This window comes from Burkholderia sp. F1 (assembly GCF_050813845.1).
In the GTDB taxonomy this organism is placed as follows: Bacteria; Pseudomonadota; Gammaproteobacteria; order Burkholderiales; family Burkholderiaceae; genus Burkholderia; species Burkholderia ubonensis.
In genome coordinates this window covers 1,814,338-1,838,599 of the sequence record NZ_CP172422.1, presented here as the reverse complement: position 1 = coordinate 1,838,599, position 24,262 = coordinate 1,814,338, and the positions used below count along the sequence as shown (strand labels likewise).

Sequence of the window (24,262 nt, the reverse complement as noted above, 5' to 3'; positions counted from 1 at the left end):
CATGCGCACCTTCCGGCTAATACACTTCACGGGTCACGGCTTACGCCATTTGTCTTGCTGTCTACCCGCTGCGTTTCGTACACGCTCGACGTGAATCGCCGAATCGCGGTTCAGTTCCTTGGCGCGCTCGATCGCTTGCTCGGAACCGGGCTTGGATCAGGGCGAATTGCTACCACCGTCCTGCGGATACCCACGGCCGCCGCACGGCTCTGCATGAGCCGACGGTGCAGAGAGCGCCGCATAGGTGCCGACGGTACCGCCGGCCACGGTCAGCAGGGCAAGGGCAAGCAGGAAACTCTTCATGACGCGTTTCATGGCTTCTCCGCGGGGCAGCAGGCATACTCCCCGAAGTCTAGTTCGCCTATTGAACAGGTCAAACACTGGGACATGGTCAGTCGAGCCAGGGCTTATCTGATGGCTTCCCGGACATGTGATGTGATCCTTGATTTTCGGAATGCTTACCCCCTCAATCTGGGTTCGAGGTCCACCGGCCATCCCGCCGATTGCATCAAAAAACAGGCGCTTAGGCGCCTGATTTGCTTCACGGGTCACGGCTTACGCCATTTGTCGCGCTGTCCACCGGCTGTGTTTCGAACACGCTCGACGTGAATTGCCGCATCCGGGTTCAGTTCCTTGGCGCGCTCGATTGCGCGTCCCTGAGTTGGTTCAACCGCACTCGCTCTCTCGGAACCCGGCTTTCGAACTGCATAGTCCCCTTGCTCACGACGCTCGATATATAGATTGTCGCTATCTTTCTTCGTGCTCATTTGAAGCTCCCATAAGCGGTTCATTTGCGCTTTTGACGTGATCCAACCCCGCGCTTGACCACTATAGATGGTATGCATGAAGAGTTCAAATTCTAGATATGGGGTATGGGCTGAACCTCGGACCGCTGGTGCCGATAGTTGGAGGGGAGGGAGGCGCACAACTCGCTTGCCAGAGTTATCCGGCCATTCTCAGTTCAGGTTGGGGCGCAAATGCGTGATGCCCGAGATGCGTCTACGCCGGAGGGCAAGGCTGTACAGAACATATGTGTAAGTGCTTGATTCTTATGGCAGCACGGCGCACACTCTGGCCGGTACTTTTAAGCCAAAATGCGCGCCTAACCAATTGAAAACAAAAGAAAATAATTCTGATCGCCCATCCTATCTGATTGATACGACCATCATCAGCGAAATCAGAAAGGGAAAACGAACCAACAGCGGCGTGCGGGCGTTCTTTCGGCAAGCCGAAGCCGATGCGAGCGCCCTTTACCTGTCCGTCGTGACGGTGTCCGAGCTGCGGCGCGGCGTCGAGATGATCCGTCATCGCGGCGACGTCCGGCAGGCGTCTACCCTCGAAGCATGGCTCGAGACGCTCCTGTCCGACTATGCGCCGAACATCCTGCCGGTCGATATCGAGATCAGCCAGGTGTGGGGGATGCTGCGCGCCCCCGATCCGGCGCACGAACTGGACAAGCTGATCGCGGCCACCGCGCTGATCAACGACCTCACGGTCGTGACCCGCAATGTCGGCGATTTCGCGAGAACCGGCGTGAGGCTGCTGAATCCGTTCGACTAGGGGCGGCGCAGCGATCCGGCCCATCTTTGCGGCGCCCGCAACAGCTGGCCTGGCGATGCCATGCGACGCCACATCGCATCGAAAGAACTTGACGTGACGACCTGTACCGCGTAGTGTCCGTCACCGAAGTCTTCAAGAAGCTCGATTGCTCATCATTGGCCGCTGCCTGCGGCAGTCGTTGGTCTCTCCCTCTTCAATTCTTTGTCCGCTGCCATCAACAGGCACGACCATTCATTCGTTTTAAGGAAGTATTTATGGATACCGGTACCGTCAAGTGGTTCAACGAAACCAAGGGTTTTGGCTTCATCACGCCCGACAAGGGCGGCGATGACCTGTTCGCGCACTTCTCCGAGATTCGTGGCACGGGTTTCAAGACCCTCGCCGAAAATCAGAAGGTCAGCTACGAAGTGAAGCGCGGCCCGAAGGGCCTGCAGGCATCGAACATCACGCCGCTGTAAGCCTTATCGGCACCGGCCGCCTGCAGGAGGCCGGTGCCGCACGGATGCGTCGCGCGGCACCTGCCGCCATGGCGGACGCTGTCGATTCACGACGGCAATCGCCTCCCTTTCAAGCGTCCAGCGCTTTTGGACGCGCACGTATCGCCGGCGAAAGAGACAGCACGTCGCGACCTTTGCGACGCGCCCATCGTCAGGCGCTCCATTCATCGCGCGCTCGAACGACGCGCAACGAAACACCCCTGCGAAGCGACAGTCGCATCGCATCGCATCAAGACAATCGAAGCAACTCAAGCACGCCGAGGCCATGCCGAAGCCGGCGCGGCCTTGATCCTGGCGGCACCCATGGCACCGCCTTCCTGATCGCACCAAGCAGCGACGCGTCGGGCTCCGATCACGAGCCGGATCAACCGCTCGTTTGCATGAACGCATGCGCTCGACATCGAGCCGTACATCGAGCCGTAATACCCGCCCCTTGCGAGGGGGTAGCGCTCGACGGACCGTTGCGGCTGCGGTCAATCATCTTGTCTGGAGGAATTGGTTTGGCAAAAGAAGAACTGCTGGAATTGGACGGAATCGTGGACGAAGTGCTGCCGGACAGCAAATATCGCGTCACGCTGGAAAATGGCGTGGTGGTCGGCGCGTATGCGTCGGGCCGCATGCGCAAGAACCATATCCGCATTCTCGCGGGTGACCGCGTGACGCTGGAGTTGTCGGTCTACGACCTGACGAAAGGGCGCATCAATTTCCGGCACAAGGATGACCGCTCGCCGGCCCGGCCGCCCCGGAGCGGACAGCCGCGCCGCTGATCGGCCGCAACCGGACGGAAGCGGCGGGCGGAATCCGCCGCCGCTTGAATCCATCTGATGCATCGGGCAGGCCCGCCGCCTCGTGATGTCGTCACGGTTGATCCGTGACGACAATCGACTGATCTTTGCGCGAGCGCCGGCCGCACCGTACACTCGTCGGCACTCCGCGACCGACACGCGCCTTACAACACGTTCAACAATCGGCCACGCAGCCCGGCGAATCCAGCTGTCCCTCGAACGACGGAAGGAGGCTCCATGAGTGCAGACGCAGCGGCCGCATCAACGTCAGTCCATTCGCCGATCCAGCATGTATTCGTGTTGATGCTGGAGAACCGGTCGTTCGACCATTTGTTTGCGTTGTCGGGCGTACCCGGCATCGTTGCCGCCACACCCGCGGACACCAATACCTACTCCGGCAACGTCTATCCGTTCGGCGGCGGCGCGCCCGCGCAGATGCCCACCGATCCCGGTCACGAGTTCACGGACGTCGTCGTACAGCTGTGCGGCGCGGGCGTCGGATTCCAGAAGGGCCGACCGTATCCGCCGATCGACAATTCCGGCTTCGTGTCGAACTATGCGACGACGCGCACCGAAGGCGTGCCGCCGCAGGGCGCCGATGTCGGCAGGATCATGCAGGCCGTCGATACCCGCACCCAGATTCCGTCGCTGTACCAGCTGGCCACGTCATTCGTGCTGTGCGACGGCTGGCATGCGTCGGTGCCCGGCCCGACCTGGCCGAACCGGTATTTCCTGCACGGCGCGTCGTCAGCGGGCCTCGACCATTCGCCGACCAGGGAAGAAATGGGCGGCTGGGAAGCGGTCGACGGCTTCTCGTACCCGAAAGGCTCGATCTTCGATGCGCTTGGCGACGGCAGCTACCGGCTCTACCAGGACCAGTCGGGGTCGCCGTTCGGACACGTGCCGCAGGTCGCATCGCTCAAGGGCATCAGCTTCTTCGACGTCGACGACCTCGCGCATTTCGAAGCGGATCTGGCGGCCGGCTACACGGCCCGCTACACGTTCATCGAACCGGGCTACGGCAACCTCGTGGAGGGCACGTACGAGAACGGCACGTCGCAGCATCCGATGGACGGCCTCGCCGGCGGCGATCAGCTCGCGGCACGGGTCTACAACGCGATCCGCAACTCGCCGCTGTGGGAAAGCAGCCTGCTCGTGATTCTCTACGACGAGCACGGCGGCTTCTACGACTCCGTCAAACCGGGCGCCGCGCCGCCGCCAAACGATGGCGCGGCGGCCACGCTGAACGCGAACGGGTTCGGGTTCGACGTCTACGGCGTGCGCGTCCCCGCGATCGTCGTGTCGCCGTGGGTCGCGCGCGGCCAGGTCGACCACACCGTGTACGACCACAGTTCGGTGCCCGCGACCGTCGGGCGCCTGTTCGATCTCCAACCGCTGACCGACCGCGACCGCAACGCGAACGACCTGCTGTCGCTGATCACGTCGACCTGCCGCACGGATTGCCCGCCGAGGATCGGATCATGACCCAGGACGCCACCCATCAGGACCCGCGCGACAACGAGCCGCTGCGCGACGGCACGAGCCTGGTCGCCTACCTGCACATCCTGAAGAAAGCGCATGCGGCGCTGGTCGGGCGCGACCGGGCGCATCAGCGCTTCGGCGAGGTCGTCACGCACGGTCAGGCGAGGAAGTACATCGAGGAACTGATGCCGCAGTTGCAGCGGGAGCGCGACGTGCACCGGCGACGGCGCGGTGCGCGACACCACGATTCGCATTGAACCGCCCGACACTTCGATCCCGATTTCGGCTGTCAAGCGCAACCATTCGGCGCAACAACGAGCGCGCACGACCTCGCGCCCGGCTCGTTCGCCGGGTGCGTGTTCGACCGTATCCGCGCAGGGCGCTGCTGATCGACTCGGCGGCCGGACGCAACCGCCGGCGGGCTGCGGCGGCACCAGGACGACAACCTTGCGTTGTGCCACCCGATGCCGCCGTCGCGCCGATCAAATCAATCAGTATGACGAAAAGAAAGTGCGATCCGCAGCGCGACGTTCAAAACCTGCCGCCCGCGCGGCGGCCCGACGGGTCGCCGCCGCGGTCCGGCGGCGTATTGTTCTGATCGATCTTCGCGAGCACGAGACCGTGACTGGAGGGCAGGGTGCCGGGCATGCGAGACACCGTGTGCGCGATCCCGGCCTGCGCCGCGGCGCGTGGGGAACTGAACGACGTAGCGCCCGGTTGAGCGAGCGCCGAAACGGAAACGGCCGCTAGGACGGCGGCGATCGCGTGCATGTTCATGGCAACTCCTTTCGCGACGAAACTGCGTAACAACTCATTTAGTCTAGGTCGCGAAACTTAACGTCACGTCCTCGTGTGATGACGCAAGTGCCCGCTCGGAAGGCGTCCCGTGTCAGCCATTCTCAAGTTGAAACCAAGGCCCGCGATCAACGGCGTTCACGATGGATTCGCATCGCATTGGCATGGGTCAGGCAACACGCTCGATCACGCGTCGAAGAGCGCATGCACGCCGACGTCTTGCACGTTGCGAAAAAGGAAATGTTCCTGTGCGTTTCTCACGCGACGCGCGCGGACACGTACTACTCCTGATTGCCGTACGCGCTTTTTTGCGCCGTAGCGCGCTCTGGTCAGATGTTTGTGTACGCAACCTAATTCAGGGTTTGCCGCACTAGCGAAAACATGAATGTACTCAAGATGCCGGCATGCTCGTTGCGTGCATCCGGCGCGCGCCGGCCTTGCCGCATCCGCGCAACCCTTGCGGGGCGGGGCTGCGCCGCGACCAGGGAGATGCGATGCACGAATCGCGCCAGTAAAAATTACGCACACGCAACGCACGTGCGCGCCCGCCGGCGCGTGACTTCCTTGCTGCAACGCAACGCCGACGCGGGTTTGGCGATGGTATGCTGGCCATCATGTAGTTGTACGTCAGGTTGCATGCATGGCGAAACTCGCGTTCGCATATTCCAACGAGACATCCAGCCCGCTCGCCCGCATCACGGCTCAGACACGCGCACCGCTCGCGCGATTCGTCCTGCGCGCCGTGTTCGCAGCAACCTGCCGCCCGATCATCCTCCCCATCTCGCGGGCCCGGCCCGCTTCCCCCATCCTTGCCCAATAATTCTGGAGACATTCTCATGGAGCGAAACACCACGGACGAAGCGATGCATGGCGCGAAAATCGCACCGCCGGCCTTCGTCCAGCATCGCGGACTGATCGAATGGGTGACGCGCATCGCAGAGCTCACCGAACCCGAGCGCGTCGTGTGGTGCGACGGCTCGCAAGCCGAGTACGACGCACTGTGCAACGCGATGGTCGAACAGGGGACGCTCACGCGGCTCAATCCCGCGAAGCGTCCCAACTCGTATCTGGCGCAGTCCGATCCGTCGGACGTCGCGCGGGTCGAAGACCGCACGTTCATCTGCAGCGCGTCGCGCGACGACGCCGGACCGACCAACAACTGGACCGCGCCCGACGAAATGCGCACGACGCTCGACGGGCTGTTCCGCGGCGCGATGCGCGGCCGCACGCTGTACGTCGTGCCGTTCTCGATGGGCCCGCTCGGCTCGCCAATCGCGCATGTCGGCGTCGAGCTGTCCGACAGCCCGTACGTCGCGGTGAACATGCGGATCATGACGCGCATGGGCCGCGACGTGTACGACGTGCTCGGCGAAGACGGCCCGTTCGTGCCGTGCGTGCACAGCGTGGGCCATCCGCTCGAAGCGGGCCAGAAGGACGTGCCGTGGCCGTGCAACCCGGTCAAGTACATCGTGCACTTCCCGGAAACGCGCGAGATCTGGAGCTTCGGCTCCGGCTACGGCGGCAATGCGCTGCTCGGCAAGAAGTGCTTCGCGCTGCGCATCGCATCGACGATGGGCCGCGACCAGGGCTGGCTCGCCGAGCACATGCTGATCCTCGGCGTGACGTCGCCGGCCGGCAAGAAGTATCACGTCGCGGCGGCGTTCCCGTCGGCCTGCGGCAAGACCAACTTCGCGATGCTGATTCCGCCGAAGGGCTTCGACGGGTGGCAGGTCACGACGATCGGCGACGACATCGCGTGGATCAAGCCCGGCCGCGACGGCCGACTTTACGCGATCAACCCGGAGGCGGGCTTCTTCGGCGTCGCGCCAGGCACCGGCGTGAAGACCAACCCGAACGCGATCTCGACGCTGAAGGAAAACGTGATCTTCACGAACGTCGCGCTGACCGAAGACGGCGACGTGTGGTGGGAAGGGCTGACCGACACGCCGCCCGCGAAGCTGACCGACTGGCAGGGCAACCCGTGGACGCCGGAAACGGCCAAGGAAACCGGCCGCAAGGCCGCGCATCCGAACTCGCGCTTCACGGCGCCGGCCGCGCAATGCCCGTCGATCGACGCGGACTGGGAGGACCCGGCCGGCGTGCCGATCGATGCGTTCATCTTCGGTGGCCGCCGCTCGACGACCGTGCCGCTCGTCACCGAGGCGCGCGACTGGGTCGAAGGCGTGTACATGGCCGCGACGATGGGTTCGGAGACGACCGCGGCGGCCGTCGGCCAGCAGGGCGTCGTGCGGCGCGATCCGTTCGCGATGCTGCCGTTCTGCGGCTACAACATGAGCGATTATTTCGGCCACTGGCTGACGCTGGGCGAACGGCTCGCCGCGAGCGGCGCGACGCTGCCGAAGATCTACTGCGTGAACTGGTTCCGCAAGGGTGAGGACGGCAAGTTCGTGTGGCCGGGCTTCGGCGAGAACATGCGCGTGCTGAAGTGGATGCTCGACCGTCTCGAAGGCAAGGGCGGCGGCGCCGAGCACGCATTCGGCGTGTCGCCGGCCTACGACGACCTGCACTGGGACGGACTGAACTTCACGCGCGCGCAGTTTGACACGGTCACGTCGATGAATACCACCGAGTGGCGCGACGAACTGAAGCTGCACGCGGAGCTGTTCGACACGCTGAAGCTGCGTCTGCCGGCGGCGCTGCTCGATACGATGAAGCGGATCGAACAGCGCATCGGCGCGTAGCGCGCCGCGCCGGCATGTCCGGCGCAATCGCGGACAACATCCCGCATCGGCCGCCGGTGCCGACGCGGGATTTTTTGCGTGCGCCGTCAGCGCACTTGCGTCAGCCGAGATCGAGCGCGTTCGTCAGATCCCCCGGCGGCGTCTGGCCGCGCGCGGCGAACGCCTGGTTGCGCGCAACCACGCCGTCGAGCGGCGCGAGCCCGTGCACCCGGCTGATGAAGCGCAGGATCGAGTTCGTGTCGTACAGCGTATGGTCGACGTAGCCCTTCTTCGCGAACGGCGCGATCACCAGTGCCGGAATCCGCGAGCCCGGCCCCCAGCGGTCGCCGAGCGGCGGCGCAACTGGATCCCACCAGCCGCCGTTCTCGTCGTGCGTCATGACGATCACCGTGTTCGCCCACTGCGGGCCGCGCCGGATGTGCTCGATCACGGTCGCGATGTGCCGGTCGCCCGACGCGATGTCCGCGTAGCCCGCATGCATGTTCAGGTTGCCCTGCGGCTTGTAGAACGTCACCGCGGGCAGGCGGCCCGCATCGATGTCCGCGAGCAGGCGGTTGGTCGACGGCTCGTCGCCGAGGCCCGCGTCGCGCAGATGCCGGCGGCGCGCTTCGGTGCCCGGCGCGTACTTGACGAAGTAGTTGAACGGCTGGTGGTGATACTGGAAGTCGGGCACGTCGCCGGTGTCGCGGTGCTCGAGCGCGTACTGCCATGCGCCGCTGTACCACGCCCAGTCGATGCCCTTGTCCGACAGGCGATCGCCGATCGTCGCGTAGCCCTGCGGCGGCAGCACGCGATGGTCGTCCGGATCGGCATACGCGGCGTTGCCTTCCGCCGGCGGCGGCACGTAGCTCGGCTGGTACGGCGGCGCCATCGTGTTCACGCCATAGCCGTCGGGCGTCAGCGCGCCGTCGCGCGCGAACTTCGGCGGGCCGTCGAGTGCGGACGCCGGCGAATCGGCGGCCAGCTTCAGGCGCGTGCCGGCCGGGTCGTCGCCTTCGACCGCCGACAGCAGCTTCGCCGCCTGCGGATGCTTGTGCGCATCCGGATACAGCGGCGGCTGCGCGCCGATCAGGTACATGTGGTTGAGCCACGAGCCGCCGAACGCAGCCATGAAGAAGTTGTCGCACAGCGTGTACTGCTGCGCGAGATTCCACAACCGCAGCGTGTCGGACGAATTGCGGTAATGCCCCATCACGAGGCCGCCGGAATCGGCCCACGCGACGAACTGGTCGTTGCGGCCCGCATTGATCTGCATCTGGTTCTGGTAGAAGCGGTGCCACAGGTCGCGCGTGATCACGCTGTTCGGCAGCGGCTTGCCGTGCGCGTCGCGGATCAGGAACGGCGCGTTCGGCAGCTTCTGGATATCGTGCTCGGCGATCATGTAGCGCGTGCCGTCGACTTCCTGCGCCTGCGGCACGAGGCCGCCCCAGATCTTCGGCAGGACCGGCAGCGGGGTCTTGCCGTCGCGGTCGAGCTGGCGCGCCTGCGCGGGCGGCACCGCGGCGAGCGGATGCTGCACGCCGGGGAAATCCCCGTACAGGTTCGCGAAGCTGCGGTTTTCCGCGTAGATCACGACGATGTTGCGCACGTGGTGGCGCAGCGCGTCGTCGAGCCGGAGCTCGGCGGCCGAGCGCGGCGGCGTGCCGGCGAGGGGCGAGGTTTCGCAACCGGCGAGCGCAACGCTCGCGCCGAGCGCGGCGATGCCGCCGAGCATGCGGCGGCGGTCGGGGTCGTCGGGAAGGCCGTCGGGCCGGGCAGGGGTGTCGTTCACGTCGTGTGCTCCTCGGGTGGGCGGATGGATGTTGTCGTTCGATGCGCTGCCGCGCCGCGCCGCGCGGGCGGCTGCGGAGGCGGACAGGGATCGCGGTCGCGCGCCGGAACCGCCGCAGTGCGCGCCGCATTGTCATAAAACTGTCACGAATGCGACTATAACGCGGCGAGGGTCGGAGGTGAAAGGTTAGGTCCGACGAATCGCGCGCGCTGCGCCCGCGGTCGCGCGACCCGCGACCGCGAACTAGACTGGATTTACGAGCCGCATGCAATCGCGGACCGGCATCGCCGGCCGCGCGGACGAAACCGCGGCATGCGACGCGACAGAGTCGGTCAAGGGCACGCGATCGCCGGCCGGTGCAGGGTCGCGCGAACGCGCAAGCGCCCATTCCTTTGACGAAACGAGGCGACGATGAACCACTCGAACTCCACTCCCGGACAGTCGGCGGTGCGGCACGACCAGCGGCCGCCCGCGCATACCGACGACAGCTATCACGCGCCGAAGCGGCTCAAGACCGCGACCCGTTGCACCACGTGCGGCGCTTCCTACGACGACGGCCGCTGGACCTGGCACGACGCGCCCGTCGACGCGAAGGCGCAGCAGTGCCCGGCCTGCAAGCGCACCGAGGACCACGCGCCGGCCGGCGAACTGATACTGAGCGGCGCGTACCTGGACCGCCGCCGCGCAGACATTCTCGCGCTCCTCAATCATCAGGCGGATGACGAAACCCGCCAGCATCCGCTCGAACGGATCATGGAAATCGACGACGGCGATGCGTCGCTGACGGTCCGCACGACCGGCGTGCACCTGCTGCGGCGCCTGGGCAAGGCGATGCTGCGCGCGCACCACGGCAAGTTGACGCTGCATTACCCGGACGGCGAAGGCATGCTGCGGGCCGAATGGATCCGCGCGGACGCGTAGGAGAAGCGAAACGCCGCGCACGCGCGGCCGGCTCGATGCCATGGACAAGAAATTCGACTATCCCGGCCTGCTGATCGCGATCGGATTCTTCATCCTGTTCGCGGTGCAGCTCCTGATGCTGCACCCGACGTCGACGCCGATCGCGTACAGCGACTTCCATCGGCTCGTCGACGCGCGGCTCGTCGACGATCTCGAGATTGGCCAGGCGTCGATCTCGGGCACGCTGAAGATGCCCGAGGCCGGCGCGATGCTGCCGGCCTCCGAGACGACCGTCGTGAAGGAGGCCGGCGCGCCGTGGCGCTTCTCGACCAACCGCGTCAGCGACGAACACCTGGTCGACACGCTGACCGCCGCCGGCATCCGCTATCACGGCACGCCGGATACCAGCTGGCTCGCGGCGCTCGCGTCGTGGGTGCTGCCGCTGATCGGCTTCGTGTTCATCTGGAACATGATGCTGCGACGGCGGGGCGGGCTGCAGGACTTCAGCGGAATGGGCAAGAGCCAGGCGCGCGTGTACGTGCAGCAGGCGACCGGCATCACGTTCGACGACATCGCGGGCATCGACGAGGCGAAAGCCGAACTGCAGCAGCTCGTCGCGTTCCTGCGCAACCCGGAACGCTACCAGCGGCTCGGCGGGAAGATCCCGAAGGGCGTGCTGATCGTCGGCGCGCCGGGCACCGGCAAGACGCTGCTCGCGCGCGCGGTCGCCGGCGAGGCGGCGGTGCCGTTCTTCTCGATCAGCGGTTCCGCGTTCGTCGAGATGTTCGTCGGCGTCGGCGCGGCGCGGGTGCGCGACCTGTTCGAGCAGGCGCAGCAGAAGGCGCCGTGCATCGTGTTCGTCGACGAGCTCGACGCGCTCGGCAAGGTGCGCGGCGTCGGCATGATGTCCGGCAACGACGAGCGCGAACAGACGCTCAATCAATTGCTCGTCGAGATGGACGGCTTCCAGGCCAATTCCGGCGTGATCATCATGGCCGCGACCAACCGGCCTGAAATCCTCGATCCCGCATTGCTGCGCCCGGGCCGCTTCGACCGGCACATCGCGATCGACCGGCCCGATCTCAACGGCCGCAGGCAGATCCTCGGCGTGCACGTGAAGCGCGTGAAGCTATCCGCCGGCGTCGATCTCGCCGAGCTGGCGTCGCGCACGCCGGGCTTCGTCGGCGCGGATCTCGCGAACGTGGTCAACGAGGCTGCGCTGCATGCGGCCGAGCATGGCAAGCCGGCGATCGAGATGATCGATTTCGACGAGGCGATCGATCGCGCGATGACCGGCATGGAGCGCAAGAGCCGCGTGATGAACGAGCAGGAGAAGGTGACGATCGCGTATCACGAGGCCGGGCATGCGCTCGTCGCGCAATGCCGCGTGCATTGCGATCCGGTGAAGAAGGTGTCGATCATTCCGCGCGGCGTCGCGGCGCTCGGCTATACGCAGCAGGTGCCGACCGAGGACCGCTACGTGCTGCGCAAGAGCGAGCTGCTCGACCGGCTCGACGCGCTGCTCGGCGGGCGGGTCGCCGAGGAACTGGTGTTCGGCGACGTGTCGACGGGCGCGCAGAACGATCTCGAACGCGCGACCGCGATGGTGCGCCACATGGTCATGCAGTACGGGATGAGCGAGAGCATCGGCCTCGCGACGTTCGACGACGGCGCGCCGCGCGCGGGCCTGCCCGGCGCGTGGAACACCGGCGAAGGGCGCTGCAGCGAGCACACCGCGCAGCTGATCGACGACGAAGTGCGCGCACTGCTTTCCGACGCGCACGCGCGGGTCGCCGCGACGCTCGCCGAGCATCGCGACGCGCTCGAGCGGATCGCGCGGCGCCTGCTCGAATGCGAAGTCCTCGAACACGACGCGCTGCAGGCGCTGATCGCCCCGCCCGACGCCACGCCGCGGCGCGCGGCGCCCGGCGCCGAAGCGGAACCGGGCACGGCGAACGGCCCCGGCGACGCAACCGCCGACGTGCACGATTTCATGACGTACGGCGCGCCGCACAAACCCGATCATTGAACGGCGGCGCGCCGGTTCGACGCCGGAATGCGCCGATCGCCCGGCAGGGCGCTCGTCGGCATCCCGCGCGAGCGGCGCGCCGATCTCCACGATTTCGACGGAGTCGCCATGAGCGAAGAGCGTGTGTCGGTCGACGTCGCGCAACGCGAACGTTTCCATTTCGAGGTCCGCTTCACCGGCACGGACCTGCCCATGATGCTGACCGACGAGCCGCCGCCGCTCGGCCTCGGCAGCGGGCCGAACCCGGTGCGCCTGCTGGCGGCGTCGGTCGCGCATTGTCTCGCGGCGAGCCTGCTGTTCGCGCTGGAGAAACAACGTATCGATCCGCAGCCGGTGGCCGCGCATATCGACGTCGACATGCTGCAGAACGAAACCGGGCGCGTGCGGGTGGGGTCGATGTCGGTGCGGCTGTCGATCGGCAAGGCGTGGGCCGATCTCGCGCAAGCGTCGCGCGCGCTCGAGCAGTTCGATGCGTATTGCGTCGTCACCGAAAGCGTGCGCACCGGCATTCCGGTATCGGTGGACGTGTGCGACGTGAACGGCGCGATGCTGGAAGACTTGCAGACGAGCCTGTAACGTCAGACATGCCGCGCTGCATGCGGTCGCATCACGGCTGGGCCGCGTCGGCGACCTCCGACGCATCGGCGAGCGCGTCGAGAAAGCGCGTGCGCCACCAGTGCACGTCGTACCGGCGCACGGTCGCCATCAGCGCCGCGTGGCGCTGCCGGCGCTCGTCGATCGGCATCGTGAGCGCGCGCTGGATCGCCTGCGCGGTGCCTTGCGTGTCGTACGGATTGACGAGCAGCGCTTCCTTCATCTGCTCGGCCGCGCCCGCGAAGCGCGACAGCACGAGCACGCCCGGATCGGTCTCGTCCTGCGCGGCGAGGAATTCCTTCGCGACGAGATTCATCCCGTCGCGCAGCGGCGTGACGAGCGCGACGCGGCTCGCGCGGTAGAGGCCCGGCAGCCGCCGGCGCGCGACCGTGCGATGGATGTAGCGCATCGGCATCCATTCGAGCTCGCCGTAATCGCCGTTGATCGCGCCGCACAGGCTGTCCATCTCGCGCCGCAGGTCGTCGTAGGCGCCGAGGTCCTCGCGGCTCGGCGCGGCGATCTGGATCAGCGTCGCGCGATTGCGGTTCTCCGGATACTGCTCGAGCAGCTGGCGGAACGCCTGCACGCGCTGCGGCAGCCCTTTCGTGTAATCGAGGCGGTCGACGCCGACGAGCAGCTGGCGGCGCGAATACTCGTCGCGCATCCGTTCGAACATCGCGATGCCGTCGCGGTCGCCCGCGAGCGACGCGAATTCGTCGACGTTGATGCCGATCGGAAACGCGCCCGCCGACAACGTGCGGCCGAAGGCGCGCAGCCGGCCGTCGGGCAGGCGCGCCGCGGCGGCTTCCGCCTCGACGTAGTGCTCGAAGTGCAGCAGGTCGCTTTCCGTCTGGAAGCCGACGAGGTCGTACGCGAACAGCGAGCGCATCAGCCATTCGTGCTCCGGGATCGCCGCCATGATCGGCGGCGGCGGCATCGGAATGTGCAGGAAGAAGCCGATCGGGTTCGTGCAGCCGATCGCGCGCAACTCGGCCGCGAGCGGAATCAGCTGATAGTCGTGCACCCACACGACGTCGTCGGGGCGCAGCAGCGGGTAGAGCTTGCGCGCAAAGAGCTGGTTGACGCGACGATAGCCGTCCGCGAAACGTCGGTCGAATTGCGCGAGGTCGAGCCGGTAGTGAAACACCGGCCACAGCACGTTGTTCGAATAGCCGAGGTAATACGCGTCGTAGTCTTGCGGATCGAGGTCGATCGTCGCGAGCTGGATGCCGCCGACGTTCTGGATCTGCACTTCGTCGCCGCGGCGCGGATGGTCGTCCTCGCCGCGCAGCCGGCCGCTCCAGCCGAACCATACGCCGCCCGTTTCCTGCAGGCTGTCCCGGACTGCGATGGCGAGGCCGCCTGCGGCGGCTTTACGTGGATCGGCGATGCGATTCGAAACGACGACGAGACGGCTCACCAGCTCTCCTGACGAATGATGGGGAACATGCCTGTGCGGCCACGGCGCGCGACAGCCGCCGCCATCGGCTCGATGCGCGCGATGGGGCCGCGTCGGTCGGGCTGGTGTCGAGGCATGCGACCCGTCGCCCGACCGGAGGTGCTTTTTTTAGAATACTCGGCATTCGTCGGTTTTAAAAGTCTGCATGCCCGAACGCGCCGCCGGGGCGCGCCGACGGGAACGTCGGATCGGGGCGGAAGATCGTGATGCTTTTCAGGCGTTCGCGCCACGCGGCGAAGAACAGCGCGTCGATTTGCGCGAGCGAGCAGCGCCGATCGACGGTGACCGTTTTCGAGATCGCCGCGTCGACGCAGGGCTGCAGCGCGGCGAGCATCGACACGTGATCGGCCGGCGCGATGTCGGCCGCCTTCACGAAATAGTCGGGCAGCGGTGCGTGCTCGCCATGCAGCTGACGAAACAGCCGGTACGCGTGATTCTCCGCACGCATCGCATGCAGGTGGTTGTCGCCGGTCCGCACTTCGCGGCGCTCGATCCAGTCGATCGCGGGCTCGATGCCGTGCGAGCAGTTGTCGCCGAACGCGAGGCTCACGCTGCCCGCCGGCGCGAACGACATCAGGTGGCTGTTGCGCAGCCCGTGACGCGCGATCGTCTCGCGCACGCTGATCGGCAGCGGCGCGCGCTGCGCGGCGCCGTCGAGATAGTCGGCGGCGTCGTAGGCGGGAAACACGCCGCGCTCGGCCGCCAGCGACGCCGACGCGGAGAACGCGTGCTGGCGCATCGTCAGCGCGATCTCGCGCGCGACCATGCGCGCGGCGCCGCAGTCGTAGCGCAGACGCAGCATCGTCAGCGCATCGGCGAGCCCCGTCACGCCGACGCCGATGCGCCGTTTCTCATGCGCTTCGCGCGCATGCGCGGCGAGCGGCCACACGGTCAGGTCGATCGCGTTGTCGAGCATGCGCACCTGCACGTGCACCGCGTCGGCGAACGCCGTGAAATCGAAATGCGGCTCGCCGTCGACGCCGAACGGATGGCGCACGAACCGGGACAGGTCGATCGGCCCGAGCGCGCTGCTGCCGTACGCGGGCAGGGGCTGCTCGCTGCACGGGGCCGTCGCATCGATGCGCTCGTGCGCGCGCAGCGAATCGGCCGCGTCGATCGTGTCGAGAAACAGCAGCCCCGGCTCGGAGCTGTCGCGCGCTTCGTTGACGATCACATGCCAGAGCGCACGCGCGGGCACCGTCGCGTAGGTCCAGCTGCCGTCCGGCAGCGCGGTCTGCGTGCAGGCGGGCGAGCAGGGCGGCACGCGGTGCCGCAACGTCCACGGCAGGTTGCCGGCGACCGCTTCCATGAAGGCGTCGGTCACGCCCACCGCGAGGCTGAAGGTCGGCCAGCGCCGCCGGCCGTGCTTTGCTTCGACGAATTCGATGATGTCGGGATGATCGCAGCGCAGGACCGCCATCTGCGCACCGCGACGCGGGCCTGCGTAAGGAAGCGCGCGGCACACGATGTCGAAGCGGTCGATCACCGTGCAGACGTCCGGCGTATCGGCGCCGCGCCGCTCGTAGGCCGTGGCCGGCGGCAGCGGCGAAAAATCGTAGCCGACGCCGCCGCCCATCAGCAGCGTGATGCGCGCCTCGTCGAGCGCCTGCGCGAGCGCCGCGTGCACGGCGGCGAGCGAGGCGACGCCGGGCATCGCGACCGGATGCACGAAGCAGTTGACCATCGTCCCTTCCGCCCCGGTGCCGGCGTTGGCCATGATGCGTCCGGCGCCGATCGCGCCGCGCTGCATGTTGCGATAGAACAGCTGCTCGACGTGCGCGCGCGACGTCATCGGCTCGGCGAGCGCGAGCGCATGCGCGACCCGCCGGAAAATCGCCGCGCGCGTCGTCTCGCCCGTGCGCGCATAACGATCGGCGAGCACGGCGGCGCATAGCGGTTGTTCGTCCATGGCGGCGCTTTCGTTCCGGCAATGAGGACACTTTATGAAGCGCGCGGAGATTGATTTTGATCAAACGCAATTCGTCCACGGTAGGACGAATGCTTGCGGCGCGACATGAGCGGCGAAAGGGCGCGTGACAGTCCATGCGAAACGGGTTTGCGAAATGCAAGGCTTCGACGCATGCGTGTTTACGTGTACGTCGCATGCGCGAACATCCTCGTTGCGACACGTGTCCGTCGGACGTGACATGACGTGACGGGCGCGCGGCAAGCACGCAGGCCGCGCGCTCCGTTCATCGCTCGTCACGCAGCGACCGCACGCCACGCGCCGCGCGCGCCGGCTGCATCCGGGCAGGCGCTCGACTGCGCTCGCTCGCCGGCCGGCATCCGGAACGCGGCGACCGTCTCGCTCAGCTCGTGTCCCTGCGCATCGAGCGACTTCGACGCCGCCGCAGCCTGCTCGACGAGCGCCGCGTTCTGCTGCGTCGTCTGATCCATCTGCGTAATCGTCACGTTGACCTGCTCGATCCCGCGGCTCTGCTCGGCGGACGCCGCCGCGATCTCGCCCATGATGTCGGTCACGCGCGCGACTGCCTGCGTGACGTCGCGCATCGTCTTGCCGGCCTCGCCCGCGAGCGTCGAACCGTCGCGAATCGTCTGCACCGACGTGGTGATCAGTGCCTTGATCTCCTTCGCCGCGCTCGACGAGCGCTGCGCGAGGCTGCGCACCTCGCTCGCGACGACCGCGAAGCCGCGGCCCTGTTCGCCCGCGCGCGCGGCCTCGACGGCCGCGTTCAGCGCGAGGATGTTGGTCTGGAACGCGATGCCTTCGATGATGCCGGTGATGTCCGCGATCTTCGACGAGCTGTCGCCGATCTGCGTCATCGCGTCGACGACGCGCCCGACCACGGCGCTGCCGCGTTGCGCGACGTCCGATGCATTCGCGGCGAGCGTGCTGGCCTGCTGCGCGTTTTCCGCGTTGTGGCGCACCGTCGACGTGAACTCCTCCATCGTCGCGGCCGTTTCCTGCAGCGACGCGGCCTGTTCCTCGGTCCGCTGGCTCAGGTCGAGGTTGCCCGCCGCGATCTCGCCGACCGCCGTGGCGATGCTGCCCGACGTATCGCGCACGCGGCTCACGATGTCGATCAGCCGCTCGTTCATCGTACGCAGCGCGTCGAGCAGGTCGCGCGTCTCGTCGTTGCCGCGCACGTCGATACGACTGCCGAGATCGCCGTCGGCGACCGTGCGCGCGACGCCGACCGCCGTGACGATCGGCGTCGTGATCATGCGCGTCATCCACAACCCGCCGCCGACCGCGAGCAGGATCGCGACCACGCTGATCGCGACGAGCAGGTTGCGGTCGAACGCGTAGCGGTCCGCGAAGCCCTGCGCGATCATGCGTTCCCGGTCACGCGTGAAGGAGGCATACGCGTTGGTTGCGCTCACGAGCTGCGCGAGCAGCGGACGGCAGTGGTCGTTCATTTCCGCGATCGCCTCGTCCTTCCTGCCGCTCTGCGCGAGGCTCACGATCCTGAGCGCGACCGGCCCGTAGCCGGATTCGATGCGCGCGATCTCGGCGACCAGCTCGCGCGCCCGCGCGGTCGTGCTGCCTGTCGTCATCATGTCCTTCAGCCTGCCGAGCCGGTCCTGCACGTCCTGGTGCGCGCGCTGTACCTCGGCGAGCTCGAACTCGACGTCGGCCGGTTTCGTGACGAGCACGAGGTTGCGCGCCGCGATCGCGCGCCGGTCGACCGCGGTGCGAACCTGCGCGGACAAGTTCGCCCGCACGTTGACGCCGTTCATGTACCGGGAAAACTCGTCATTGGTGTCGGACAACGCGTTGAGCGCCACGCCCGCCACGATCACGACGACCGCGGCGAGCAGGCCGAAGCCGCCAAGCAGTTTTGCCTGGATGGTTACTCTGGCGATTTTCACGGTGGGCCCCTCGGACGAATGAAATTCGGTTGAGATTGTTTTTCGACCGGCAATCCGGATCGTGCCGGCTTTAACGGGAAGCCCGGATAAATCTTTACCCTTCCCAAACCCTAACTTCCGCCAGAATTCCGCGAAATGGACCGCCCATAAAGGCTTCGAGTGCGCCAACATTTATCGACGACTGCGACCATTATCAAAGGGCTCGATCATTTTGGATTCAGGATATTTATATTCAAATAATCGCCGCATGAATTTGAAAGCGATTCAAACGATTCGTTTGTTTTGAAATAATTCCAGTAAATACTTCAATATTTTCCTGAGGTTTTAAGTGGGGAGGGCCACGCGCCCGCGGACGCCGCCGCGGGCCGTGACGTCAGAACGTCGTCCGCAAGCCGGCCATCACGCTGCGGCCGCCTTCCGGCGCGAAGCCGCGCACCACCGAGCTCGCATGGCGGATGTCCTGGTTCGTCAGGTTGTCGCCGCGCAGATACGCGAGCCAGCGCGTCGCGCCGACCCGGAACTTGCAGGTCAGCATCACGCCGAGCGACGTATAGCCGGCGGTCGACAGGTCGTTGTCCGGCACGCGATGCTGCGACCACGCGTGCGTGACCTGCGCGCGCGCGCCGAACGGCCCGTAGCCGTAGTCGGCTGCGAGCGTCGTGCGCAGCGGCGCGATGCGCGGCAGCGGCTGGCCGGTGTCGACGTTGCGCGCATGCGTATAGTCGGCGGTCAGCTCGAAGTCGACCGTGTGGCCGCGCCGTGCGAATGCGCGCCACTTGCCGTCCAGCTCGACGCCGTAGAACTCCGCGCGCACGCCGCGGTAGACCGCCTCGGACAGCGCGCCGTCCGCGCCCGGCGCGACCGGGTCGCCGTCGCTGTCGACGATGCGGCCCGTATTGAACTCGGTCAGGTAGTTCGAGAAGCGGTTGTAGAACACGCCGACGCTGCCGCGGTTCGGCCCGCTCGCGTAGCGCAGCGACAGGTCGGTCGACACCGCCTTTTCCTTCGACGCGTTCGGGTTGCCGATCAGGAACTGGCCGGTCGCGTCGTGCGGGCCGTTCGAATACAGCTCGTAGAACGTCGGCGCGCGCTCGGTGTACGCGACGTTCGCCGCGACCGACCACACCGGCGTCAGCGAGACCAGCGCGCCGGCGGACACGCTGCCCGCGTTGACGTCGCGCGGCTGCGCGCCGGCGAATTTCCCGGCGCCGGCCGGGTCGGGCTGCAGCCTGACGTGCTCGTAGCGGCCGCCGACGCTCAGTTTCAGCGCGTCCGACACCTTCCATTCCTCGAGCCCGAACAGCGCGACGCTCGTCGTGCGCGTGCTCGGCACGAGCGTTTCGTCGCCGAGCGCGGAGAACCGGTTCTGGCCGAACTGCACGCCGAGCGCGCCCTCGAACGGGCCGATCTTGCGGTGACGGGCCTCGATGCGCGCCTCGTAGCCGCGATTGCGGAACATCGTCGCGGTTTCGCCATGGTCGACCTCCTTGTGCCGGTAGTCGGTGTACGCGAAGTCGAACTTCAGCTGCGAGAACGGCCCGCCCAGGTTGCGCACCTCGGACGCGAGCGCGAGGCGCTCCTGGCGCATCTTCAGGCGCACGTCGTCTTCGGCGACCGAACCGTAGTTCGATTCGTAGCCGCTGTACGACAGCCCCGTGAAGCCGTCCGCCCACGTGTACGACGCGCCGACCGAGCCGCCGTGCGCGCGGCCGTCGCTGTTCGGCACGCTGCCGTACGGCTGCGGCCGGTCCGGGCCGTCGAGCGCGCGCTGTGCTTCGCTGCGCGCGTAGCCGGGCGTCCGCAGCTTGCTCGTCTCGCGATCGAACGCATCGACGTGGAACGCGAAGCGGCCATTGCCGCCCTCGACCTGCGCGGCGCCCGCGCGCACCGCGTTCGCGCCGCCGTAGCGCGCATCGACTGCGCCCGTCACGCCTTCGATCGCTTCGCGCGGGATGCGGTTGTCGATCGTGTTGACGACGCCGCCGACCGCGTTGCCGCCGTACAGCAGCGCGGCCGGGCCGCGCACGATCTCGACGCGCTCGATCGTCAGCGGGTCCTGCGGCACCGCGTGGTCGTACGACAGCGACGACGCGTCGTACGCGGCGACGCCGTTCTGCAGCAGCCGGATCCGGTCGCCGTCCATGCCGCGGATGATCGGGCGGCCGACCATCGGCCCGTAGGTCGTCGTCGACACGCCGGGCAGGCCGTTCAGCGTCTCGCCGAGCGAATCGGCCTGACGGCGCGTCAGCGCGTCGCCGGACAATTGGGCGGTCGGCGCGATCAGTTGCGCATCGCCGAGCGGGTTCGCGGTCACGAAGATCGGCGCGAGCGGGCGATCGCCGGATCGGCCGGGCGCGGCGGGCAGCGTATCGGCCTGGCCGTGGGCCACGGTGGCAAGCAGCATCAGGGACAGCGGGGAGAGCGGGCGAAGGGGTAGACGAGGGTGGTCGCGCATGGTCGATGTGTGTCGGATTGAGACAAGCGGAAGTCGGTGCGCGCGCATTGGATACGATATATTGTTGCATCCACGGCGCGCAATGCCCCGCCGAAGCGAGACGTGACGGCGCCTGCCCGGTCGGTCAGGCAACCCGGCAGGCGTCACGCAGGTGAAATGATATGTTATATCGTTTCCGATTGACAACCCGACCCCGCGGCGCGGCGCGGTCGAGACGCGATCACCGAGTCAGGCGATACAAGACATCGGGGCAGCCTTCCTCGTTGTCGCTTCCGTCACGGTGCGCGATCGCGACAAACGCGTGCCGTTCGTAGAATGCCGCGGCGGCACGGTTCATGGCGAACGTATGGAGCTGGACGGGAAGGCAGGTGCGCGACGTCACCGAATTCAGCAGGAGCGTGCCGATGCCGCGCCGCTTGGCACTGGGGCAGACATACAGCTGATCGAGCCAGACGACGCCGTCGGCTTCCGATCGAGCGGCCATGCCGACGATCGTGCCGTGCTCCACGGCGACAGTGACGCCGCCTGACGGAACAAGTACGTTGGCGACCCAGTCGCGCACCGAAGCATCCGAGTGCGCGAGGGGGGCATAGGATGCCAGCTCGGTTCGCGACCGCAGGTACAGGTCGGCCAGCTCCTTGGCATCGGCTGAAGTCGCGGGGCGCAAGGTCACGGCCATGCGGGTTCCTTTCGAGTCATGGCGAGACATGATTCGTCTAGTCGCGCTCGGGCGCGCCCAACGGAAAGAAGCGCCGATAAGGCCGCGCCTCGTCGACGACGCGGGCCACCGACGGGCGGGACAGCAGCCGCGCCCGGTACGCCGCGAGCGCGGCAAGACGCCCGGGAATCGGATGAACCCAGTCCGCATAGAACAGCGCCGGCGCGGCGGCGCAATCGGCAATCGTGAACCGGCCGCACGCGGCCCATTCCTTCGCCTGCAGACGCGCGTCCAGCCAGTCGTAGCTGCGATCCAGCAGCGCATGCGCGTCGGCAACGCCGCGCGGGTCCCGTTCGTCTTCCGCGCGCAACGCATCGCCGACGATCCGCTGCATCGGCGCGTTGACATAGTCGTCGAACACGTCGGCCATCATCCGCGCGTCCAGCGCCTCGCGCGGGTCCGCCGGCACCATCGGCCTGCCGTTGCCATGAAACAGGTCGAGATACTCGATCACGGCGTTGCTTTGCGTGATCTCCGTGTCGCCGTCGACCAGCGCCGGAAATTGCCCGGTAGGCGAGAGCGCGGCCATGCGCGCGTGGTTGTCCGGATGATCGGGGTCGACGATCCGGAACGTGAAGGCCACCTCCCGTTCGTAGAGCGCGATCAGCGGTTTCCAGACGAACGACGCGAACGGGTGCCCGTAGAGTGCGACCGTCATTGGATGGCTCCCGAGGATCGAAGGGCGGTCTCGATCGCGTCATACATGAGTCCGCTCCCGTGGCGGCGATCGGCGGTGCCGTCCTTGCCGTCCAGGAACACGATCTGCTCGGTGTAGGAGACGCGCGTCCCGTCTCCTTGCGGCTCAAGCTCGAGACTCGACAGCGTGACCGAATGAAAGCGCCCGGAGTGATGGAGATCGTAGCTGTAGACGAGGCGCCGGGCCGGCTCGATCACGTGATAGCGGGCCTCGAACAGCGTCACCATGCCGCTTTCGTCGAAGCGGCCTTCCAGCACCTCGGCGCCGCCCACCCGAAAGTCCATCGAGCGACGCACCAGCGTCCAGCGCTCGGCCGGGCCGGTGAACCACTGGGCCTTGAGGTCCGGATCGGACCACGCGGCGAACACCCGGTCGGGGCGGGCCGCCCACACGCGGCTCAGCGTAAATGTGCCGTGGAAAAACGGGGTCTCCGTCATCATTCGTCTCCTTTGCGATCATCGCTTTCAAGCAGCTTGCCAAGGCGATCGAAGCGGCTCTCCCAGAGGAGGCGACGCTCGCTCAGCCAGTTTTCTACGCGCTGGACCGCCTCGCTGGAGATCCGGCATTCGCGGACGCGCCCGCGCTTTTCCGTCACGACGAGCCCGCTCGCCTCGAGCACCTGCACGTGCTGATGGATCGCGGCGAGGGACGTGCCGTAAGGCTCGGCCAGCTCGCTCACCGACGCCGGCCCGCGCGACAGGCGCTCGAGCATCCCCCGGCGCGTCGCGTCCGCGAGCGCGTGGAAGGCTCTGTCAAGTTGTTCCGAATACTCAATCATTTGCTTAAGTTATGGCGCGCTCATGTAAAAGTCAAGTCATTGCTTAAGTATCGTCGCGCGACCGGGTGCCGCGTCTGCGCCGCGCCTTCCCGTCCCGTTGATGCACGTCAACCGTCCCCGATTTCGCGTGCGGATACTGGTTCGCTCATTGATCCATCAGGAGCGACGCATGACGCAAACCATGAAAGCCGCCGTAGTGCATGCCTTCGGCGAACCGTTGCGCATCGAGGAGGTGCCGGTGCCGGTGCCGACGCCGGGCCCGGGCCAGATCCTCGTCAACATCAAGGCGTCCGGCGTCTGCCATACCGACCTGCATGCGGCCGACGGCGACTGGCCCGTCAAGCCGTCGCTGCCGTTCATTCCCGGCCACGAAGGAGTGGGTGTGGTCGCGGCGGTCGGCGCGGGCGTCACGCACGTGCGCGAGGGCGACCGGGTCGGCGTGCCGTGGCTGTATACGGCCTGCGGGCATTGCGAGCACTGCTACTCGGGCTGGGAAACGCTGTGCCACGGGCAGCAGAACACCGGCTATTCGGTGAACGGCAGCTATGCGGAATACGTGCTCGCCGATCCGGACTACGTCGGCCACCTGCCGGCGCAGGTCGCGTTCGACGAAATCGCACCGATCCTGTGCGCGGGCGTGACGGTCTACAAGGGGATTCGCGTTACCGATACGCGCCCCGGCCAATGGATCGCGATCTCCGGGATCGGCGGCCTCGGGCACGTCGCCGTGCAGTATGCGCGCGCGATGGGGCTGCACGTCGCGGCGATCGACATCGCGCCGGACAAGCTCGCGCTCGCGAAGCAGCTCGGCGCGGAGCTGACCGTCGACGCGTCGAGCGCCGATCCGGCCGCGGTCCTCCAGAAGGAAATCGGCGGCGCGCACGGCGTGCTCGTCACGGCGGTGTCGAGAAGCGCGTTCGCGCAGGCGCTCGGGATGGTGCGGCGCGGCGGCACGGTTGCGTTGAACGGGCTGCCGCCGGGCGATTTCCCGCTGCCGATCTTCTCGACCGTGCTGAACGGCATCACGGTGCGCGGCTCGATCGTCGGCACGCGGCGCGACCTGCAGGAGTCGCTCGACTTCGCGGCGGACGGGCTCGTGCGCGCGCATATCCACCGCGACCGGCTCGGCAACATCAACGACGTGTTCGCGAAGCTGCGCGCGGGGCAGGTCGATGGCCGCGTCGTGCTGACCGACATGCACTGACG

Annotated in this window: 22 protein-coding genes; 10 read left to right on the top strand and 12 right to left on the bottom strand. The window is 66.9% G+C overall.

Translation table 11 applies throughout. The features are described from left to right. Positions 1-156: 156 nt before the first annotated feature. Both ACFIMZ_RS27205 and ACFIMZ_RS27200 read right to left on the bottom strand, forming a co-directional pair. On the bottom strand, positions 157-315 hold the full coding sequence (locus ACFIMZ_RS27205) for a hypothetical protein (protein WP_431822579.1): 159 nt from the start codon (positions 313-315) through the stop codon (positions 157-159). Between the two features lie 233 nt (positions 316-548). Further along, entirely contained in the window at positions 549-845 is a 297-nt protein-coding gene (locus tag ACFIMZ_RS27200; RefSeq protein ID WP_431822578.1) for a DUF2188 domain-containing protein, read from the bottom strand. Positions 846-1,149: 304 nt separating this feature from the next. Here ACFIMZ_RS27200 and ACFIMZ_RS27195 point away from each other — a divergent pair, with 304 nt between their 5' ends. From ACFIMZ_RS27195 to ACFIMZ_RS27175, 5 genes are all read left to right on the top strand, one after another. Continuing rightward, a complete protein-coding gene (locus ACFIMZ_RS27195) occupies positions 1,150-1,560 on the top strand; it encodes a type II toxin-antitoxin system VapC family toxin (protein ID WP_431825372.1) in 411 nt (136 codons plus the stop codon). Positions 1,561-1,814: 254 nt separating this feature from the next. Beyond that, positions 1,815-2,018 carry a cold-shock protein gene (locus ACFIMZ_RS27190; protein ID WP_010089472.1) on the top strand — a complete coding sequence of 68 codons (204 nt, stop codon included), beginning with the start codon at positions 1,815-1,817 and terminating at the stop codon, positions 2,016-2,018. A 539-nt stretch (positions 2,019-2,557) separates the two neighbouring features. After that, positions 2,558-2,824, top strand: coding sequence for a translation initiation factor IF-1 (gene infA / locus ACFIMZ_RS27185; protein ID WP_010089473.1), 267 nt, complete (start codon positions 2,558-2,560; stop codon positions 2,822-2,824). A gap of 255 nt (positions 2,825-3,079) precedes the next feature. After that, the gene (locus tag ACFIMZ_RS27180; protein ID WP_431822577.1) at positions 3,080-4,327 is read left to right on the top strand and encodes an alkaline phosphatase family protein; all 1,248 of its coding nucleotides are present in this window, start codon (positions 3,080-3,082) and stop codon (positions 4,325-4,327) included. After that, positions 4,324-4,581: a hypothetical protein gene (locus ACFIMZ_RS27175; RefSeq protein ID WP_431822576.1), complete on the top strand. Its 258-nt coding sequence runs from the start codon at positions 4,324-4,326 to the stop codon at positions 4,579-4,581. Before ACFIMZ_RS27180 ends, ACFIMZ_RS27175 begins: the two co-directional genes overlap by 4 nt. A gap of 274 nt (positions 4,582-4,855) precedes the next feature. Here the strand turns inward: ACFIMZ_RS27175 and ACFIMZ_RS27170 are convergent, their stop codons facing one another. Further along, complete coding sequence (locus ACFIMZ_RS27170; RefSeq protein WP_431822575.1) at positions 4,856-5,101, bottom strand: hypothetical protein; 246 nt, start codon at positions 5,099-5,101, stop codon at positions 4,856-4,858. An 854-nt stretch (positions 5,102-5,955) separates the two neighbouring features. Between ACFIMZ_RS27170 and ACFIMZ_RS27165 the strand changes: the two genes are divergently transcribed. Further along, positions 5,956-7,821, top strand: a complete 1,866-nt coding sequence (locus ACFIMZ_RS27165) for a phosphoenolpyruvate carboxykinase (GTP) (RefSeq protein WP_431822574.1) — start codon at positions 5,956-5,958, stop codon at positions 7,819-7,821. Positions 7,822-7,921: 100 nt separating this feature from the next. On the opposite strand, the gene ACFIMZ_RS27160 is transcribed toward ACFIMZ_RS27165, so the two are convergent. Continuing rightward, positions 7,922-9,592 (bottom strand): acid phosphatase, encoded by a 1,671-nt coding sequence (locus tag ACFIMZ_RS27160; RefSeq protein ID WP_431822573.1) that lies wholly within the window; start codon positions 9,590-9,592, stop codon positions 7,922-7,924. A gap of 411 nt (positions 9,593-10,003) precedes the next feature. On the opposite strand from ACFIMZ_RS27160, the gene ACFIMZ_RS27155 reads away from it, so the two are divergent. From ACFIMZ_RS27155 to ACFIMZ_RS27145, 3 genes are all read left to right on the top strand, one after another. Beyond that, a complete protein-coding gene (locus tag ACFIMZ_RS27155; protein WP_431822572.1) occupies positions 10,004-10,513 on the top strand; it encodes a BCAM0308 family protein in 510 nt (169 codons plus the stop codon). Positions 10,514-10,553: 40 nt separating this feature from the next. Then, entirely contained in the window at positions 10,554-12,521 is a 1,968-nt protein-coding gene (ftsH, locus tag ACFIMZ_RS27150; RefSeq protein WP_431822571.1) for an ATP-dependent zinc metalloprotease FtsH, read from the top strand. 108 nt (positions 12,522-12,629) lie between these two features. Next, positions 12,630-13,097, top strand: coding sequence for an OsmC family protein (locus ACFIMZ_RS27145; RefSeq protein ID WP_431822570.1), 468 nt, complete (start codon positions 12,630-12,632; stop codon positions 13,095-13,097). Between the two features lie 31 nt (positions 13,098-13,128). Here ACFIMZ_RS27145 and otsA read toward each other — a convergent pair whose 3' ends face one another. From otsA to ACFIMZ_RS27105, 8 genes are all read right to left on the bottom strand, one after another. Next, positions 13,129-14,535, bottom strand: coding sequence for an alpha,alpha-trehalose-phosphate synthase (UDP-forming) (gene otsA, locus ACFIMZ_RS27140; RefSeq protein WP_431822569.1), 1,407 nt, complete (start codon positions 14,533-14,535; stop codon positions 13,129-13,131). Positions 14,536-14,707: 172 nt separating this feature from the next. After that, on the bottom strand, positions 14,708-16,483 hold the full coding sequence (locus ACFIMZ_RS27135; protein ID WP_431822568.1) for an adenosylcobalamin-dependent ribonucleoside-diphosphate reductase: 1,776 nt from the start codon (positions 16,481-16,483) through the stop codon (positions 14,708-14,710). A gap of 293 nt (positions 16,484-16,776) precedes the next feature. Further along, complete coding sequence (locus tag ACFIMZ_RS27130) at positions 16,777-18,408, bottom strand: methyl-accepting chemotaxis protein (RefSeq protein ID WP_431822567.1); 1,632 nt, start codon at positions 18,406-18,408, stop codon at positions 16,777-16,779. 373 nt (positions 18,409-18,781) lie between these two features. Next, entirely contained in the window at positions 18,782-20,812 is a 2,031-nt protein-coding gene (locus ACFIMZ_RS27125; protein WP_431822566.1) for a TonB-dependent receptor, read from the bottom strand. Positions 20,813-21,083: 271 nt separating this feature from the next. After that, complete coding sequence (locus ACFIMZ_RS27120) at positions 21,084-21,542, bottom strand: N-acetyltransferase family protein (protein WP_431822565.1); 459 nt, start codon at positions 21,540-21,542, stop codon at positions 21,084-21,086. Between the two features lie 37 nt (positions 21,543-21,579). Continuing rightward, complete coding sequence (locus tag ACFIMZ_RS27115) at positions 21,580-22,239, bottom strand: glutathione S-transferase family protein (RefSeq protein WP_431822564.1); 660 nt, start codon at positions 22,237-22,239, stop codon at positions 21,580-21,582. Continuing rightward, positions 22,236-22,718 (bottom strand): SRPBCC family protein, encoded by a 483-nt coding sequence (locus tag ACFIMZ_RS27110; protein WP_431822563.1) that lies wholly within the window; start codon positions 22,716-22,718, stop codon positions 22,236-22,238. Before ACFIMZ_RS27110 ends, ACFIMZ_RS27115 begins: the two co-directional genes overlap by 4 nt. Further along, the gene (locus ACFIMZ_RS27105) at positions 22,715-23,056 is read right to left on the bottom strand and encodes an ArsR/SmtB family transcription factor (RefSeq protein WP_431822562.1); all 342 of its coding nucleotides are present in this window, start codon (positions 23,054-23,056) and stop codon (positions 22,715-22,717) included. Before ACFIMZ_RS27105 ends, ACFIMZ_RS27110 begins: the two co-directional genes overlap by 4 nt. 169 nt (positions 23,057-23,225) lie before the next feature. On the opposite strand from ACFIMZ_RS27105, the gene adhP reads away from it, so the two are divergent. Further along, positions 23,226-24,260, top strand: coding sequence for an alcohol dehydrogenase AdhP (gene adhP, locus ACFIMZ_RS27100; RefSeq protein ID WP_431822561.1), 1,035 nt, complete (start codon positions 23,226-23,228; stop codon positions 24,258-24,260). The last annotated feature ends 2 nt before the right edge of the window (positions 24,261-24,262 follow it).